Here is a 17,104-nt window from a genome sequence, read left to right as displayed (position 1 = left end):
CTGCGGCTGCGCCGCTCAGGTAGGCTGGACGCCAACCTGGGCTACCCCCGATCGGCTAGCCAACGGTCGCGTTGGAACTCTGAGCGTCGTTCATTATCCTCGCCTTCATCCAGTTTGTTGAGCTGGCCAAATCTGCCAGCTTGACTTGTCGTCTGGCGCGAGGCGCGAAGCAAGGACTTGACGATATTGAACGATCGACTCGAACGCATCGCGATCGTCGGCACGAGTTGCGCCGGCAAGTCGACGCTCGCGCGCGAGCTGAGCGAGCGGACCGGCGCGCCGCACGTCAATCTCGACGAGCTGTACTGGGGGCCGAACTGGACGGCGCGACCTGCCGAAGAATTCGCCGACAGCGTCGACGGAGCAACGTCTGCCGAGCGATGGATCGTCGACGGCAACTACGCCGCAACGCGAGCCCTCGTGTTGCGACGAGCGACGGCGGCGATCTGGCTCGACTTGCCGCTGCGGACGCTCTGGCCTCGGGCCGTCCGCCGCACCTTCTGGCGGCTGGTCACTCGCGAACAACTCTTCAACGGCAACCGCGAACCACTGCTCGGCTTCTTGCACTCGTACTGGATCCCATGGTGGGTGCTGCGGACGTACCGAGAACGGCGACGGGAGTACGCGGCGCTGTTTGCGACTCCGGAGTGCGCGCACCTACGCGTGATTGTGATTCGCTCGATGCGGGAGTTGAAGACGTTCTTGAGTGACGCCCGATGATGGCGCCAACCGCACCGCGTTGCGGTCCGGCCAACGGGGCGGACGTTGCATTGCGGGCGAGTTAGCTCGACGCGGCGTCGTAGATGACTGGCATCTTTGATTTCCACTCGTGCCAGAGCGCTGCGTTCGTCAGCAGGTCGGCCATGCAGCGGGCGACGTTGGGGCGGCTGGTCTTACCGGCGTTGAAGATCGCGCTGCGGGTGGGCGAGGCGTGGAGTTCGTACGCCCTCGGCTCGGCGTCGTTGTGGAGCGTGTCGGGGCGGACGACGACCCATTCGAGCGCGGCGTCGTCGGGAGGGAACATCAGGCGGAGGTAGTTGGCCGCGAGTTCGTTGTCGGCGTGCGGCGGGAGGAAGAGTCGCAGCAGCGTGATCACGACGCGCTGCGGCATCGAGACTTGCTCGCCGATGTCGCGGTTCGAGACGCCGGCCGTGTTCATCAGGACAATGCGCACGGGAGTCGATTGGGGTTGTAATTGAACGGCGCGGCAGACGCGGCGGAGCGAGTCGGCGACCAAGCGGCGCGGCGGGCCGAAGATGCCGTGGAGTGACATCGTGTGGCCGAGGCAGGAGACGATGGCCGTGGCGCCGGCGACGAGGGTTTCGAGTTCGTACTCGCTGAGCTTGAGGAGATCGCAGCGCGTGACGCTTAGCCGCTCGCGGTGGGCGAGCGCGTCGGGGAGTTTTGAGCCGGGGCGAACGACAGCTCGGACGGTTTCGCCGCGATTGAGGAGCTCGGCGACGACGAGTCGGCCGGTGGCGCCTGTGGCTCCGAGGACGATGATCATTGGGGAGTTTGGGCGCACTGGTGCGCTCGCTGTGGTGCGCGGAATCGGCGTCGGAGACGCCTCCCACAAAATCGTCCTGTAGCCCCTGGCTCCGCCAGGGGGTAGCACTTCGCGAGGGGGCGCCCATCGGTGTGGTGGCCGACCCCCTGGCGGAGCCAGGGGCTAGGGGAAGCGCATCGACGATGCGACGCGTTACTCCGTCGGCGGGGCCGGGAGCCGTAGGATCGCGGGGTTCGCGTCGAGGGCGGCGCTGTACTCGGTGAGGAGTTGCAGCGTTGTTTGGAACTCGGGCCGGCTGGTGAGTTCCTTGAATTCGTTCGAAGCGTTCACGCGATTGAAACGAGCGTAGACCGACGCGAGGGCGTTGCGGTCGATCGCGGTGGCAGGTTCAACTTCGGCAGGAAGCGCAAGAAACTTCTGCCACTCGGGCGAGAGGACCGCGTGGAGCTGCGCGCCCTCGGAGTAGAGCGCACTTTGAATGGCTTCGAGCCGCGTCGGCGTGACGAGCGAGGTTTGCACGACGCCGGTTGGCGGAGTGGTCGGCACTGCTACGCCTGGGGCGACCGAAACCGTGCCGGGCGGAGGGGTCGGCGGGCCGCCGGCCACTGCGGCGGGCGGGGCGCCGACGGCCGTGGCGCCGCCGGTGAGTTCGTTGAGGTACGCACGGAGATCATACGCCGACTGCGGAACGATCTGCGGCATCTGCGTGCTCGGGGCGCCGTAGAAGGCGGTGTTGGCCATTTGGTTGACCTCAAGCACCGTGCCGTCGAGCGAGACGCCGACGAACAGGCCGCGGCTGCGCGAGTAAGACAGAATCTCGGCGCGAAGTTGCGCGTCGGTGGCGGCCGAAGCGTTGCGACCGACCGGGCCCGCGGCGGCCGCGGCGTCGGCGCCGATGGTGAACTTGCCGCGCATCAGGTTCTCGACGCTGGTGCGGGTGCGGAAGACAAGGACGACGTCGGTCCCTTGGATGCCAGCTTGCCAGCCGACGCTGCCGCCGGTGAGGGTGATGAACTGCGGCAGGCTCCACTCGCCGTCGGCGTCGCGAATGAGGACGACGCCGTGGCCACGGCGAACGCCGACCACGAAGCCGACCTTGATGACGCGCGGGATGATCGCGATCGCTTGAGCTTCTGCGAGCAGCTTCTGCGGGATGCGGCGGACGGGGATCGCGAGTTGCTCGGCGAGGACTTGCTCAGCTTCCTGGATCGTGACGTTCGGGTCGTTGGCGACCGCGAAACGAACGGGGGCGAAGGAAGCGAGCGCCGCTGAGGCGATCGCGATCAGGAAGAGCAGGCGGGGCATGTTGGGTTGAACTCCGTTTCTGGGAAGGACGTCCGTTGTCAGTGGTCCGTGGTCCGTTGCGGCTGTCGCAGAGGCGTGCACCCGCGTTTTTCAGCAACTGACAACTGACTACGGACCACTGACATGTGCCGAATTTAGCCTAGTTGGGTGGTTTGGGATGCGCGAGATTGGCGGTTTTTAGGGCGTTTTCCGGTCGAATCTTAATTTCTTGTCACCGCCGAACCAAGTGGCGCCCCCCTTCCGTAGAGAGGGGACGGCTCGATTTCTGGGGGAAATCCGTAGCAGGGAGATTTCGCGATGGGTGAACCGGAAAGTGCGTGCCGCGGGCCTGAGTTAAGGCTCGTTGGCGGCGGCGACGCTCTAAACTTGTCGCCGGCGGCCGTGGCGAAACTCGAAACGCTGGATGACGTTATTTTTCCGGCGATCGACGGCGACATGACGGCCGTCGAAGCTTCCGAGCCGCTCTGGCGGGAAGCGGTCGCCGAGTTGGGGCCCGAAGTGGTCGCGGAGTCGCGTTCTGAATATTTGCGCTACGCGCGCAGCACCTGGCAGTTTCTCTCCCGGCAGACGGTGCAGCAACCACTGCGGATGCTGGCCGTGATGAAGGTGATTGGGCTGCTGATGGGGGAGGATGGGGGCTGAATGCGTCCGTCGTCAGTTGTCCGTGGTCAGTTGCTGCTGTCGCAGGAGCATGCGCCCTCGTTTTTCAGCAACTGACCACGGACAACTGACGACGGACCACTGACAGAATCCCCCTTTCAATTGGCCGCCCGCCAGCCAGCCAGCGTGCACCGGCGCTGCAAAATAATTGCCGTCGGCAATCTTCAGATTTTCTCGCGATCTGCTACTCTTTAGCCGATCGTTTGAATCTCCCGCACACCAACACGACGTTGAAGGTTTCGCACGATGGCCAACGACCCGCAGCAGTTTCGCGTTCAGGATGATCGGTTCGAAGGCGAGGCGTACGCGCCGGCGCCGCCGAAGAAGCGGAGCGCGTTCGCGACCTGCCTGACGGGGTGCTTGATCGCGTTCGTCGTGATGTTGGTGCTCGGCGCCATCGCTATCTGGTGGGCGTACAAAAACATCGGCACGCTCGCTGCGTCGCTCGGTTCGACGTTCGCGAAGGAAGTGATCAACCAGACGGAGTTGCCGGCTGAGGAGAAGGCCGACATTAACTTCCAGATCGATCGCTTGGCGACGGCCGCGAAAGACGGAAAAGTTTCGGGCGATCAAATTGAGTCGTTCTTCACGGAGCTCGTCGAATCGCCGCTGTTGACGACGCTGGTGATGTCGGTGATCGACAAGAAGTACATTACGCCGTCGGGACTCAGCGACGAAGAAAAGGCCGAGGCGCGAGTGACGATTCAGCGGTTCATGCGCGGATCGATCGACAAGAAGATCACCCAAGCGCAGATGAATAAGGCGATGGAGCCGGTCTCGACGAAGGACAAGAACGGCAACGTGCAGTTGAAGAATCAGGTAACCGACGACGAGTTGCGGGCGTTCCTCACGAACGCCAAGGCCGACGCGGACGCGGCGGGCGTGCCGGCAGAGGTGCCGGAAGTCGATCCTTCGGATGAGTTCAAGCGGCTTGTCGACAAGACGCTCGAAGAAGGAGGCAAGGCTCCGGCCGGGGAGAACGCCGCGCCAGCTGACGAAGCGACCAGCGAGGACGAAGCCGAACCGGCGGCGATCGAGCAGCCGGCGGAGTCGAACCCGTAAATCCGCCGTACTCGCTGATCTGTGCCGATCGCGCCGTGCTCGGAAGATGGCGGCGTGAAATTTGCTCGTAAATTCTTTCGCTCACTAGCGGCGGAAGCGTTGGCGCCGCGTGCCCAGCGCTTCCGCCGTCTCTTTTCCCACCCTTGAGCGGAGGAATAATCATGAATCGGCGTCACTTTAGCGCTGCTGGCGCAGCGGCGTTCGCAGCGGGCCTCGCGGGCGCTGGCGTCGTCCGCGGCGAACATGAGCATGAAGGCGATGCGCATGCCGACCATGTGCATGCTCACGAGGGCCTGTCGGCCGAGATGCTCGCCTGCTCCACGGCGTGTAGCGACTGCGCGCGGGAGTGCGAAAGCTGCTCAACGCATTGCGCGAAGCATGTGGCCGAAGGTCATGCGAAGCATCTCGAAACGCTGATGACTTGCCGCGATTGCGCTGAGCTATGTAGTGCGGCGGCGCGCATCATGGCGCGCGGCGGGCCGTTCGTGGAGATCAGCTGCAAGGCGTGCGCGGACGCGTGCAAGAAGTGCGGCGATGCTTGCGGTGCGTTCAAAGACGACGAGCACATGCAGCAGTGCGCGGAGTCGTGTCGCGCGTGCGAGGCGGCTTGTCGATCGATGTTGAAGAACGCCGGCTAACGAAGCGGATCGATGCGATGCGTTGAACCGCTGCAAGCTTGCGCTTGGCTGAACGAGTCTGTACGCACACCTTGAAGCTTTGGTTCGGGGCGTTCTTCAGATGTCGAAAGAATCAACTCTTCGTCGTCGTTGTGCGCGCGTCGCCAGCAAACGCAGCGGGGTTCGCGGTAATTTTTTGCCGTTGTTCGTCGCCGTCGCGTGGCCGATGCCATGCGCGCGGGGTATAACTCTCAGCGTCATACGTTGACGACTTCGTTCTCACCCCAGGAGATTGAGAGATGAGGAAGTTTTTTGGCCTGCGTGCTGCGATTATCGCCGCCGCGCTGGCGATGGTAGGCGGATCGCTCGCAGCGCCCGCGGTTCAGGCTGATACGCCCGCAGCGAAGAAAGAAGCCAAGAAGGGCCTCGCGATCGGCGACGCCGCTCCGGCCTGGAGCGACCTCGAAGGGATCGACGGCAAGAAGCACGCGCTCGCTGATCTGAAGGACGCCGACGCCGTGGTGGTCGTCTTCACCTGCAACCACTGCCCTGTGGCCAAGGCCTACGAAGAGCGGCTGGTTGAGTTCGATCACGACTTCAAGGACAAGAAGGTCGAACTCGTCGCGATCAACGTCAGCAACGCCGACGCCGACAAGCTGCCGGCGATGAAAGAGCGCGGCGAAGCGAAGGGCTTTGAGTTTGCCTACCTGTACGATCCGTCGCAAGAGATCGGCCGGGCCTTCGGGGCCGCGGTAACGCCGCATGCGTTCGTGCTCGATAAGGAGCGGAACGTCGTGTACAAGGGCGCCATCGATGACAGCCAAGACGCGGCGAAGGCGTCGAAGCACCATGTGCGCGACGCTGTTGAAGCGGTGCTCGGGGGGAAGAAGCCGCAAGTCGCGGAAACGAAGCAGTTTGGTTGCGGAATTCACTATGATTGAGCGAGCTTGGCCGCGGTTGGCGGCAACGATGATTGCCGTCGCGTGCGGCGCGGCGACGCTGAGTAGTACGGGTTGCGGCGGGCCGGCGAGTGCGCCGGCCGCCGCCGACTCGGTTGCCGTTTCATCGACTGTGAGTCATGAGCAGGGCGAAGTTAAGCCGCCAGCGGCGGATGTGGCTATCGAATTGCAACCGGTCGATCGCGCAGCCTTCGACGCCCTCGTCGCGGAGCAAAAAGGAAAGGTGGTGCTCGTCGACTTTTGGGCGACGTGGTGTATTCCTTGCCTCGCTCAACTGCCGCACACAGCCGAAGTCGCTAAGAAGCATGCCGACGACGGCCTCGTCGTGATGACCGTCAGTCTCGACGAACCGGAGGACGGCGCGAAAGCGGCGGCGCAACTTGCGAAGCGCGTCGGCGACGCCCCGGTGATGCACCTGCACAGCAATCTCGGCGGCGGGTCGGAGGCGATGGAGGCGTTTGAGATCACGAGCGGCTCGGCGCCCCACTACAAACTGTACGACCGCAGCGGCAAGCTGCGGGAAGTATTCGAAGTCGATCCGGCTGCCGAACGGGCGTTCACGGCGGAGGATATCGACGCGGCCGTCGAAAAACTGCTAAAGGAAGCGGGCTGAGTTACTTGGTTGCTAAAAAAACATCTCACGCAAAGGCGCGAAGGCGCAAAGAAACGATCGCAAATGTCTTTGAATTTATCTTTGCGCCTTCGCGCCTTTGCGTGAGACTTCTTCTCTCTCATCTGAGCGCATACTAGCTTGCGGCTGCCTTACTCGAGGGGAATTCGTTCGGATGACAATCGGCAAGTGGATCGCCGTAGGAACGCTGTCAGCCCTGCTGATTGCGTCCGGGACTCTGCACCTGCTGCGGCCCGGAGTCTATTTGCCGATGATGCCGCCCTATCTTCCGGCGCATCTGCCGCTCGTTTACCTGAGCGGCGTCTTTGAAATCGCCGGCGGCGTCGGAATGCTGCTCCCTTGGACGCGGCGTTGGGCCGGCCTGGGCGTCATCGCCTTGCTGATTGCGATTTTTCCTGCCAATATCCACATCGCGATGAACGATATCCCGGTAGCGGGCCACGATGTGCCGCTGTGGGGACATCTGTTGCGGCTGCCGCTGCAGGCCGTCATGATTTGGATGGCATGGTGGGGCACGCGAGGACGCTGAGATTCCGCGGCATTTTAAATGCAATTCTCTCGCAGAGGCGCAAAGGCGCAGAGAGATAACGCGCTGCTTTCGACAGTAGGCAACGCCCTTCGCGGGTCAGCATGAGATTTATCATCTGTTCGCTGTGTGAGAACTAGCGGCCAAGAGGCCAATTATCGTTTCTAGATGGTCGAATCTTGATGGCTGCAGAAGCTCAACCCACGCACTCGCTAGGCGCCAGATTAATTGCCGAGTTTGGCAAGCGGCACATCGTTGGTTTGTACTTCAACTATCAGCAGTACCAGGAACTGCGAGCAGTCCGCACGAAGGACGAGATGCGCGCCTTCCTGCGAGAGTACGGGTATAGCCGAGTGATTGTGGCGAATGATCCCGTATGGTTGGCGGACGGAATCCAAGAGGCGGCCGAGGATAAGGCGCCGCCATGGTGGACTCAAGACATACTCGGTCTCGTTACCATCCCGTTTTGGGCCGCGTGGCGATCACTAAGAGAGCCGCCGCAGTTCCCCCGCCGTAGTCGGTTCGAGTCACCGGTCGAGTAAGAAGAAGGAGACGTCGCTGCCGATCCTCTGCGTCTCTGCGCCTCTGCGAGAGACTTCCCGCAGCGATTACCAGAGCATGCCCTGATGGCGCGGGGCTTCGGCGGGCTTCGTGGGATCAGCGGCAGCCGCCACCTGCGAGTTCGTGGGCAGCGGCACGGGTGGTGGCGTCGGGTTCGCGCTGCGGCGGAAGCGGCCGGCGATCGATTCTCGCACGGCACGAATCCGCTTCTCGCCCATGCCGGGGACGCGGGCCAAACGGCCGTCCCACGCTGCGGCTTCGAGCTGCGTGAGCGTGCGGATGCCGAGTTGTTCGTGAATCCTCGTTGCCAACTTCGGGCCGATGTCGGCGACCGTGCTGAAGAGCCGTTCGGGCGCCCCGCCGCCGCGCAGTCGCTCAAGCAGCGGCAGGCGTTTGGCGTGGATGATTTTTTGCACCGCGGCGGCGAGCGAATCGCCGATACCGCGGAGTTCCATGAGCCCGCGAATGCCGCCGCGGGCGAGAATCATCTGCAGCGGCGTCGGACACATCGCGATCGTCTCGGCGCCTTGCCGGTAGGCGCGGATGCGGTAGGGATTGGCCCCCTGCCGTTCGAGGAGGTCGGAGATTTCGACCAAGGTCTGGGCGATCTCCTCATTCGTGACGACGGGGACGTTAGCGGAACGGCGGCTCTGATTGGTGCGAATCATCGGGCGGCTCCATTAGTGTACTGGTGTACATTTCCATTCTATGCAGGCCGCGGAATTGGGGAAGTCTTTTGGTTAGGGAAATTTGGGGAGCGAATGGCGTGCCTAGGGGGTGTGAAGATGGGCAAGCTACTGGCACCGCTGATTGACGCTGATCGGTCGCTAACAAAATGCGAATACGAAAGTTGAAATGAGATGCGGCAGCCATCACATGACAGTGATTCGCACACACTCTTTCTTTTTATTAGCGCTTGTTAGCGTTTATTAGCGGTGCGTCTTCGCTGCTGTTACTACGTAGCGGAGGCGCGCCGGGGTCGGGACGACCCGGCTCGCTTGAAAGGCAACGCGAAATCGGCGTCGGAGACGCCTCCCACAAAAAACGCTGCCGCAGCAGCGCGATTAGTACGCGTTCTCTTGGCGGAAGACGACGAGGAACGTCTTGATGAGAATTTTGCAGTCCATCCACAGCGACCATTCGCGGATGTAGCGGTGGTCGAACTCGATGCGGCGTTCCATCTTGTCGAGCGTTTCGGTCTCGCCGCGGGCGCCGCTCACTTGGGCCAGGCCGGTGATGCCCGGCTTCACCTTGTGCCGGAGCATGTAGCCGTCGATCAGCGGGCGGTACTGCTCGTTGTGGGCGTTCGCGTGCGGGCGCGGGCCGACGAGCGACATGCTGCCGTCGAGGACGTTGAACAGTTGCGGCAGTTCGTCGAGTGACGTTTTGCGGAGGATGCGGCCCAAGGGGGTGATGCGATCATCGGTGCGCGAGGCTTGTTTCACCTCGGCGCCGTTTTCGCAGACGCGCATGCTGCGGAACTTCCAGACGCCGATCTGCTCGCCGCTGAGGCCGTAACGCTTCTGGCGGAAGAAGACGGGGCCGGGCGAGGTGAGCTTGATCGCGGCGGCGATGATCAGCATCGGCACGGCGACGAGCGCCAGCACGCACGTGCCGACGACCAAATCGAACAGCCGCTTGAAGACGCCGTCGATGCCGCTCATCGGCGTTTCGAACACGCTGACGACCGGCAAGCCGTCGATCTGGTTCCAGCGGGCGCTGAGCATCTGGAACACGAAGAAGTCGGGAACGATGTAGACCGAGGCGGTGGTATCGCCTAGTTTGCCGAGGTAGGTGCGAATCCGTTCTTCGGCCCGCATCGGGAAGGTGATGTAGATCATGTCGACCTCGCCGGTGCGGGCGAGTTCGACGAGTTGCGTGAGGTTGCCGGCCTGATGGAGTTGGGCGCCGGTGGCTTCGTTGGTGCGGCGTTCGGGGCGGTCGTCGAAGTAGCCGACGAACTGCAAACCAAGTTCGGGGGAATTTTGAATGTTGGCGGCTAGTTGCATGCCGAGGCGGTTCATGCCGCAAATGGCGAACTTGCGGGAGTTGAAGCCGCGCATGCGAAGTTGCCGCAACAACATGCGCATCACGATGCGGCCGGCGGCCATGGCGACCGGCGTGAGCGCGAGCCAACAAATTTTGCTAGCGTAGCTGAACTCGGCGTTCGTTTGGGTGAGCAACCCGATGCCGAGGACCGTCGGCGCCACATACACCCAGGTGATGATAACGCACCAGAGTTCGCGAGCGATTTTCGAACCGCGCCAATTGCGGTAGAGGCCGCTGACCTCGATCGCAACGACATGAATCAGCAGCGTCGTGCCGACGACGATGGCGAGACTGGAAATAGGCGCGTCGGGCGTGAACTCGATGGCAACCAGCGCAGCCGCGATGATCGCCGCCGCGTCCGACAGACGGTACGCGAGATCGACGATCGAACGATGTGAGCGAAAGCGGACGTTGTCGTTGCCTGACACGGTTCGATGGCCCGGGAGCGGTGGTGGACTGGCCTGAAGCTCACGCCGACGGCGACGTTGCAGACGGGTCGCCGGAGCGCTTGCAAATCTAGGTTTTTCGTGGGGAATGGCGGGGAAGCGGGGATCAGGGAGCCGGAAATGTGGCGAGCCGTTTGGCGGGTACAACCCGCACAATGGGCGTTTTTGGCCGTGGCGGGGAACTTTTTGGCGGAGCGGGCGTCGAAAATATCGCTCGCGCTCCAGCGAATGACCTTCGCAGGACACAGGCGTAAGCAAACAGGAAGCGAACGGTTCGGGTGGACCAGTCCCACAGCGGTGGCATAAAACTAGGGCGTAGCAAGCCAATCAATCGGCTGAAATTCTCCACGCGGCGGAGCCTGCGGGAGTTCAACATACGGGCGGCAACTCATGACGAATTTTTTCAAGGTCGCGGCGATTCTGACGGTTTTGGCGGCGACGGCTGCCAGCGTTCACCAGTTGAACGGAGCAGCGCCGCCGGCAACGGAGCGCGAACAAGCGCGGCAATTGATGAAGGATGGCAATTTCAAGGATGCGCTCGTTAAGTTCCGCGCGATTACGCTTAACGACAAGGCCGACGACTCTCGCGCGCTGGCGGAAGACTTTTACAGCGCCCTCTCTTGCCTGCAGCAGCTCAACGAGATGCACGCGATCGACGCCTATCGCGCCGACGTCGTTGCGGCGCATGAGGACGATTGGATCGTGCTCACCGCCGTTGCCGAGAGTTACACGACGATTGATCACCAAGGATTCATGATCGCCGGCGAGTTCCGCCGCGGGCAACATCGCGGCGGCGGCAAGGTGGTGAACGCCGTGGAGCGCGACCGCGTTCGCGCGCTGCAACTCTATCAGCAAGCGTTTGAGTTGGCGGCGAAGGCGCCCGATGCTCGCAAGACCGAGGAAGCTCGTCGGCTGCTCAGCGGGTACGCCAACGCGGTGCTCAATGGCGGTTCGTATCGCCAGCCGTTCTTGCTGCAAATGCTTACCGACGTCGGCACGCTCCCCGATTACGAGGATGGCTGGGGCTACCGCTACAACAGCGGCCCGCAGGGAGCGCCGGTCGACGAGGCGGGCAACCCGATTTTTTACGACGTGCCGGCCGATTGGAAATCCGCGAGGAACGACGGCGAGCGTTGGCGTTGGTTGCTGGCCGAGCGAACTGTTTGGCAACCTGGTGCAGGAATCGACGAGTGGCGCGAGCGGGCCGATTTTCTGGTGAGCCAGTTCGGCGTGCAAACGATGGCCGACTACGGCTGGTGGTTTGCTCAGAACTCGGACGACGCCGAAGTGACGAAGAGCATGTTCGCGCTTCACACGCTCGCCGACGACGAAACGATGGCGAAGCTCGCCACGGGGATCAAGCGGTTCAAGCTGCCGGAAGAGCAGAACTACATCGCGCTGCGGAAGCGCATCGTCGAGAATACGGAAGCGCCCGCGCACGATTGGCAGCAGGCGAAGTCGGCGCTCGCGCAGGAGTTCGAGAATCGCCGGCAGTATCCGCGGGCCGCGCAAGAGTGGAAGGAACTGTTCGCGTCGTCACCGACGTCGACGCCGTACCGCGAGCGGTTCGAGCAGATTGTGGGCAATTGGGGCCGGCTTGAACCGGTCGAAACGCAGCCGGCGTGGAAGGGGGCGACGCTTGAGTATCGCTACCGCAACGGCAAGCGGGTGGAATTCACCGCGCGGGCGATCAAGGTGCCGGAATTGCTCGCAGATATGAAGAAGTATCTGCAGAGCCAGCCGAAGCAGCTCGATTGGGACCAGATGAATCTGGAGAACCTTGGGCATCGGCTCGTGGTGAACGGCCAGGAAAAGTACCTCGGCGCCGAGGCGGCCCGTTGGTCGCTGGAACTCGAGCCGCGCGAAGCCCACTTCGATCGCCGAGTGACGGTGACGACGCCGCTGCAAAAGGCGGGCGCCTACCTGCTCACCGCAAAGATGGAGAAAGGGAATACCCACAACGTCGTCGTGTGGGTCGCCGATACGGCGATCGTCAAGAAGCCGCTCGAGAACGAAGCCCTCTACTACGTCGCCGATGCGGTGACGGGGCAGCCGATTCCCAAGTGCAACGTCGAGTTCTTCGGCTATTGGAACGAACCGGTCGACCAAGGCGCGAGCTACCGCGTCAATACGAAGAACTTTGCTGAGAAGACCGACGCCGCCGGCATGGTGAAGCTGCCGGCCGACGAAGCGAATCGCCGCTTCCAGTGGATCGCCACGGCGTCGACGCCGGACGGCCGGCTCGCCTACCTCGGCTTCAGCGGCGTCTGGTCGGGACAATACATCGACGAGCAGTACAAGCAAGTCAAAGTCTTCACGATTACCGATCGGCCGGTTTATCGGCCCGATCAGGAAGTGAAGTTTAAGTTCTGGGTGGCGAACGCGCAGTTCGATCAACCCGATGCGTCGCCGTATGCGGGGCAGTCGTTTGTGGTGGAGATTCTCGACGCTCGCGGCGAGAAAGTTTATACGAAGTCACTCGTCGCCGGCGCGTACGGCGGCATCGACGGCGTCTTCAAGTTGCCGCAAGGGGCGGCGCTGGGGCAGTACCAGCTCAACGTCGTCAATCACGGCGGCGGCAGTTTCCGCGTCGAGGAATATAAGAAGCCTGAGTTTGAAGTGACCGTCGACGCGCCGAGCGAGCCGGTGAAGCTCGGCGACAAAATCACGGCGAAGATTTCTGCGAAGTACTACTTCGGCTCGCCAGTGACCGAAGGCACGGTGAAGTACAAGGTGCTGCGGACGTCGTTCAACGAACCGTGGTTCCCGCCGGCGCCGTGGGATTGGTTGTACGGGCCTGGCTACTGGTGGTTTGGCGAGAACTACACCTGGTTCCCCGGGTGGCGGCATTGGGGCTGCATGCGGCCGCAGCCGCCGTGGTTCTGGCAGGCGCCGGAACAGCCGGAAGTCGTCGCTGAGCAGGAGGCGGAGCTGCGCCCCGACGGAACGTACGAAATCACGATCGACACGGCGGCGGCGAAGCAGTTCCACCCGAACACCGATCACAGCTACCAAATTCAGGCTGAAGTGGTCGACCAATCGCGGCGGAGCATCGTCGCCGAGGGCCGCGTGCTGGTGGCGCGCGAGCCGTTCAAGGTTTACGTCTGGACCAACCGCGGCTTCTACCGCACGGGCGAGACGATGGAGCTCGACATGGCGGCCCGCACCATCGACGGCAAGCCGGTGAAGGCCCGCGGCGAGTTGCAGCTGCTGAAGATCAACTATGAAGAAGGCAAGCCTGTTGAGAACGAAGTCGCCAAGTGGGATGTGCCAACCGACGCGCAAGGGCGGGCGAGCTTCCAAGTGAAGGCGTCCGAACCGGGCCAGTACCGCCTTTCCTACAAGGTGACGAAGAAGCGCGGCGATGAGAGCGTGGCCATCGAAGGGGGCCAGGTAATCGTCGTGCGCGGCGAAGGATTCGACGGAACCGACTTCCGGTTCAACGCCGTGGAAGTGATCGCCGACAAACGCGAGTATGCGCCGGGCGAGAAGGTGCAATTGCAGGTGAGTTCGAACCGCGCGGGTTCGACGGTGTTGCTGTTCCTGCGGCCGGCCAACGGCGTCTACTTGCCGCCGCAAGTGGTGACGCTCAAGGGAAAGAGCACCGTCGTCGAAGTGCCGGTCGAGCTGCGAGACATGCCGAACTTCTTCGTCGAGGCGATGACCGTGCACGGGGGCAAGCTCCACACGGCCGTGCGAGAGATTTTCGTGCCGCCGGCGAAGCGGATCGTCAACGTGGAAGTCGTGCCGTCGTCCGATGCGTTCCTGCCGGGCCAGAAGGCGAAGGTGCAGGTGAAGCTCACCGGCGCCGACGGCAAGCCGGTCGTCGCGTCGACGGTGATCGCGATGTACGACAAAGCGCTCGAATACATTTCGGGCGGCGGCAACGTGCCCGATATTCGCGAGTTCTTCTGGAAGTGGCGGCGGAGCCACTCGCCGCAGAGCGAGACGAGCCTCAGCCGCGTTGAGTATCCGGTGACGAAGCCGAATGAAAAGGTGATGCAGGATTTGGGCGTGTTCGGCGGGAGCACGGTGGATGTAGGGCAGTCGCTGAGTTTCGCCTCCGGCGGCGCCATGGCTGGGGCGGCGTTGGCCGATGGCCGCATGATGCGTAGCGGAGGACAGCCAATGGCGATGGCGCTCGGCGCCCCGATGGCGCCCGCAGCGCCCGCTCCCGAGGGAGCGATGTTCAAAGCCGAGTTGGCCGACGCCCGGACGCAGAACGCTCCGAGCGACGGCGGCGGCGAGATGGCTCAACCGACCGTTCGCCAAAACTTCGCCGACACCGCGCTGTGGGTGGCGAACCTCGAAACCAACGCCGAGGGTCTCGCCGAAGTTGAACTGACGATGCCCGAGAATCTCACCGCCTGGAAGATCAACGTTTGGAGCATGGGCCTCGGCACGCGCGTCGGCGAAGGTTCGGCCGAGACGGTGACGCGCAAGAACATCATCGTCCGCCTGCAGGCCCCGCGGTTCTTCGTCGAGACCGATGAAGTCGTGCTGTCGGCGGTGGTGCACAACTACCTGAAGGAAGCGAAGCAGGTCCGAGTCCGACTTGATCTTCAGGGCAATACGCTGGAACTGCATGACAGCAAGAGCGAAGCGGGTAATAAGATTCCGCAGTTCAGCGAGATTCAGTACGAAATCCCGGCAGGGGGAGAACAAAGAGTCGATTGGCGCGTGAAGGCCGTCCGCGAAGGCGAAGCGACGATTCGCATGTCGGCCCTCACCGACGCCGAGTCGGACGCGATGCAGCAAAGCTTCCCCGTGCTCGTGCACGGCATGCTGAAAACCGAGTCTTACAGCGGCGTTATCCGCCCGAGCGAGGAGAGCGGCAAGTTCACGATCAACGTGCCGGAGAAGCGGCGGGCCGAGCAAACGCGGCTCGAGGTTCGTTACTCGCCGACGCTGGCCGGGGCGATGGTCGACGCCCTCCCCTACCTCGTCGACTACCCCTACGGCTGCACCGAGCAGACGCTCAACCGGTTCCTGCCGGCGGTGCTGACGCAAAAGACGCTGCAGCAAATGGGCGTCGACCTGAAGGCGATTCAGGAGAAGCGCACGAACCTCAACGCGCAAGAAATCGGCGACGACAAGGCGCGGGCCGAGCAGTGGAAGCGGTTTGACCGCAACTCGGTGTTCGACGAAGCCGAGCTGACGAACGTCGTGAAGGCAGGCGTGAACCGTCTCACTGAGATGCAACTGAGCGACGGCGGCTGGGGTTGGTTCAGCGGCTGGGGCGAGCACTCGACCGCTCACACGACGGCGACCGTCGTCCGCGGGTTACTCGTCGCGAAGCAAAACGACGTGGCCATCGTGCCAGGCGTCGTCGAGCGCGGCGTTGAATGGCTGCAGCGCTACCAGCGCGAAGAGCTGGCGAAGCTCGACAACTGGGACCGCGAAGCGAAGAAGCGCCGCAACGAAGGCGCGCCAGCAAAGTCGGAGGCCGACAACCTCGACGCGCTTGTTTACCTAGTCCTCACCGAAGCCGAGCGAGCCGGGGCGTCCCCGCCCCCGGCCGGCGTACCGACAGAGGAATCAGTCGACCCCGCCGACAACACCGCCACCACGCGCAACCGCATGCGAGGCTACCTCTATCAAGACCGCACGAAGCTCGCCGTCTACAGCCTGGCAACATTCGGCTTGGCACTTGAGATCGAGAAAGCAGGTGTCGCCGATCAGAAGTCGGAATCTGCTATCGCAGTCGCCGACATGCTGAAGATGGTCATGCAAAACCTCTCGCAGTACGTCAAGCAAGACGACGACAATCAAACCGCGTGGCTCGACCTGCCCGGCGGCATCTGGTGGTACTGGTATGGCAGCGAGAACGAGGCGATGGCTTACTACCTCAAGCTGCTCGTCGCCAACGAGCCGAAGAGCGAAGTCGCCCCGCGGCTCGTGAAGTACCTGCTCAACAACCGCAAGCATGGCACCTACTGGAACAGCACCCGCGACACGGCCCTCGTGGTCGAAGCGTTTGCCGATTACCTCAAGGCGACTGGCGAAGCGAAGCCGAACCTGTCGCTGGAAGTCCTCGTCGACGGCGAACTGAAGAAGGCGGTCGAGATCACCGCCGAGACGCTGTTTACGTTCGACAACGCGCTCGTGCTCGAAGGGGCGGCCCTCGCCGCCGGCGAGCATACCGTCGAACTCCGCAAGAAAGGCGATGGTCCGATCTACTTCAACGGCTACCTCACCAACTTTACGCTGGAAGACGACATCAAAGCCGCCGGCCTCGAGCTGAAGGTGAACCGCAAGTTCTACAAGCTCACGCCCGCCGAAAAGACGGCCGCCGTCGCGGGCGGTCGAGGCGAAGTGGTTGAGCAGCAGGTCGAAAAGTACGACCGCAGCGAAATCACCAGCCTACAAGAACTGAAGAGCGGCGACCTCGTTGAGGTCGAGCTCACGGTCGACAGCAAGAACGATTACGAGTACGTGATGCTCGAAGACATGAAGGCGGCTGGCTTCGAAGCGCTCGAAGTCCGCAGCGGCTACAACGGCAACGAACTTGGCGCCTACGTCGAGTTCCGCGACGAACGAGTCGTGCTGTTCTGCCGCACGCTCGCCCGCGGGCAGCATAGCGTGAGCTACCGCTTGCGAGCGGAGATTCCCGGCCGCTTCAGCGCCCTGCCGGCGAAGGGTTCAGGCATGTACGCGCCAGAACTGCGGGCGAATTCGGATGAGTTCAAGGTGCAGATCGCGGACTGAGCGAAACGCTGAGCGCAAGCAAACAGCCCCGACCAAGCTTGGTCGGGGCTAGGGGCGAAGGTTTGAACGACAA

The 17,104-nt window shown here is 62.8% G+C and carries 13 protein-coding genes; 9 read left to right on the top strand and 4 right to left on the bottom strand.

What is annotated here, in order from left to right; translation table 11 throughout:
- Positions 1-186: 186 nt before the first annotated feature.
- The gene (locus PLANPX_RS11455) at positions 187-720 is read left to right on the top strand and encodes a hypothetical protein (protein WP_198421879.1); all 534 of its coding nucleotides are present in this window, start codon (positions 187-189) and stop codon (positions 718-720) included.
- Between the two features lie 61 nt (positions 721-781).
- Here PLANPX_RS11455 and PLANPX_RS11450 read toward each other — a convergent pair whose 3' ends face one another.
- Both PLANPX_RS11450 and PLANPX_RS11445 read right to left on the bottom strand, forming a co-directional pair.
- Positions 782-1,507: an NAD(P)-dependent oxidoreductase gene (locus PLANPX_RS11450; protein WP_152098864.1), complete on the bottom strand. Its 726-nt coding sequence runs from the start codon at positions 1,505-1,507 to the stop codon at positions 782-784.
- A gap of 192 nt (positions 1,508-1,699) precedes the next feature.
- Positions 1,700-2,812 (bottom strand): lipid-binding SYLF domain-containing protein, encoded by a 1,113-nt coding sequence (locus PLANPX_RS11445; protein WP_152098863.1) that lies wholly within the window; start codon positions 2,810-2,812, stop codon positions 1,700-1,702.
- Positions 2,813-3,109: 297 nt separating this feature from the next.
- Between PLANPX_RS11445 and PLANPX_RS11440 the strand changes: the two genes are divergently transcribed.
- The 7 genes from PLANPX_RS11440 (at position 3,110) to PLANPX_RS11410 (ending at position 7,809) form a co-directional block, all read left to right on the top strand.
- On the top strand, positions 3,110-3,454 hold the full coding sequence (locus PLANPX_RS11440) for a hypothetical protein (RefSeq protein ID WP_152098862.1): 345 nt from the start codon (positions 3,110-3,112) through the stop codon (positions 3,452-3,454).
- A gap of 264 nt (positions 3,455-3,718) precedes the next feature.
- Positions 3,719-4,534 carry a hypothetical protein gene (locus PLANPX_RS11435; protein ID WP_152098861.1) on the top strand — a complete coding sequence of 272 codons (816 nt, stop codon included), beginning with the start codon at positions 3,719-3,721 and terminating at the stop codon, positions 4,532-4,534.
- A gap of 161 nt (positions 4,535-4,695) precedes the next feature.
- The gene (locus PLANPX_RS27975) at positions 4,696-5,172 is read left to right on the top strand and encodes a four-helix bundle copper-binding protein (protein WP_152098860.1); all 477 of its coding nucleotides are present in this window, start codon (positions 4,696-4,698) and stop codon (positions 5,170-5,172) included.
- 278 nt (positions 5,173-5,450) lie between these two features.
- Positions 5,451-6,092 carry a thioredoxin family protein gene (locus PLANPX_RS11425; RefSeq protein WP_152098859.1) on the top strand — a complete coding sequence of 214 codons (642 nt, stop codon included), beginning with the start codon at positions 5,451-5,453 and terminating at the stop codon, positions 6,090-6,092.
- The gene (locus PLANPX_RS11420; protein ID WP_172991997.1) at positions 6,085-6,723 is read left to right on the top strand and encodes a TlpA family protein disulfide reductase; all 639 of its coding nucleotides are present in this window, start codon (positions 6,085-6,087) and stop codon (positions 6,721-6,723) included. Before PLANPX_RS11425 ends, PLANPX_RS11420 begins: the two co-directional genes overlap by 8 nt.
- A 172-nt stretch (positions 6,724-6,895) precedes the next feature.
- Positions 6,896-7,270, top strand: coding sequence for a DoxX family protein (locus PLANPX_RS11415; RefSeq protein WP_152098857.1), 375 nt, complete (start codon positions 6,896-6,898; stop codon positions 7,268-7,270).
- Positions 7,271-7,449: 179 nt separating this feature from the next.
- Positions 7,450-7,809, top strand: a complete 360-nt coding sequence (locus tag PLANPX_RS11410; protein ID WP_152098856.1) for a hypothetical protein — start codon at positions 7,450-7,452, stop codon at positions 7,807-7,809.
- A 66-nt stretch (positions 7,810-7,875) separates the two neighbouring features.
- On the opposite strand, the gene PLANPX_RS11405 is transcribed toward PLANPX_RS11410, so the two are convergent.
- Positions 7,876-8,496 carry a helix-hairpin-helix domain-containing protein gene (locus PLANPX_RS11405; protein ID WP_152098855.1) on the bottom strand — a complete coding sequence of 207 codons (621 nt, stop codon included), beginning with the start codon at positions 8,494-8,496 and terminating at the stop codon, positions 7,876-7,878.
- 396 nt (positions 8,497-8,892) lie between these two features.
- A complete protein-coding gene (locus tag PLANPX_RS11400; RefSeq protein WP_232536378.1) occupies positions 8,893-10,305 on the bottom strand; it encodes an undecaprenyl-phosphate glucose phosphotransferase in 1,413 nt (470 codons plus the stop codon).
- Between the two features lie 408 nt (positions 10,306-10,713).
- Here PLANPX_RS11400 and PLANPX_RS11395 point away from each other — a divergent pair, with 408 nt between their 5' ends.
- Positions 10,714-17,031 carry an alpha-2-macroglobulin family protein gene (locus tag PLANPX_RS11395; RefSeq protein WP_152098854.1) on the top strand — a complete coding sequence of 2,106 codons (6,318 nt, stop codon included), beginning with the start codon at positions 10,714-10,716 and terminating at the stop codon, positions 17,029-17,031.
- The last annotated feature ends 73 nt before the right edge of the window (positions 17,032-17,104 follow it).

The sequence above is a fragment of the Lacipirellula parvula genome (assembly GCF_009177095.1).
GTDB lineage: Bacteria > Planctomycetota > Planctomycetia > Pirellulales > Lacipirellulaceae > Lacipirellula > Lacipirellula parvula.
The sequence above is the reverse complement of the archived record's forward strand: the minus strand, read 5'-3'. Positions and strand labels throughout refer to the sequence as shown.

Excerpts from the sequence above, each read along its gene's own strand:
- PLANPX_RS11405 (WP_152098855.1), bottom strand. The coding sequence starts at position 8,496 with ATGATTCGCACCAATCAGAGCCGCCGTTCCGCTAACGTCCCCGTCGTC.
- PLANPX_RS11450 (WP_152098864.1), bottom strand. The coding sequence starts at position 1,507 with ATGATCATCGTCCTCGGAGCCACAGGCGCCACCGGCCGACTCGTCGTC.
- PLANPX_RS11425 (WP_152098859.1), top strand. The coding sequence starts at position 5,451 with ATGAGGAAGTTTTTTGGCCTGCGTGCTGCGATTATCGCCGCCGCGCTG.
- PLANPX_RS27975 (WP_152098860.1), top strand. The coding sequence starts at position 4,696 with ATGAATCGGCGTCACTTTAGCGCTGCTGGCGCAGCGGCGTTCGCAGCG.
- PLANPX_RS11410 (WP_152098856.1), top strand. The coding sequence starts at position 7,450 with ATGGCTGCAGAAGCTCAACCCACGCACTCGCTAGGCGCCAGATTAATT.
- PLANPX_RS11420 (WP_172991997.1), top strand. The coding sequence starts at position 6,085 with ATGATTGAGCGAGCTTGGCCGCGGTTGGCGGCAACGATGATTGCCGTC.
- PLANPX_RS11440 (WP_152098862.1), top strand. The coding sequence starts at position 3,110 with ATGGGTGAACCGGAAAGTGCGTGCCGCGGGCCTGAGTTAAGGCTCGTT.
- PLANPX_RS11445 (WP_152098863.1), bottom strand. The coding sequence starts at position 2,812 with ATGCCCCGCCTGCTCTTCCTGATCGCGATCGCCTCAGCGGCGCTCGCT.
- PLANPX_RS11435 (WP_152098861.1), top strand. The coding sequence starts at position 3,719 with ATGGCCAACGACCCGCAGCAGTTTCGCGTTCAGGATGATCGGTTCGAA.
- PLANPX_RS11395 (WP_152098854.1), top strand. The coding sequence starts at position 10,714 with ATGACGAATTTTTTCAAGGTCGCGGCGATTCTGACGGTTTTGGCGGCG.
- PLANPX_RS11415 (WP_152098857.1), top strand. The coding sequence starts at position 6,896 with ATGACAATCGGCAAGTGGATCGCCGTAGGAACGCTGTCAGCCCTGCTG.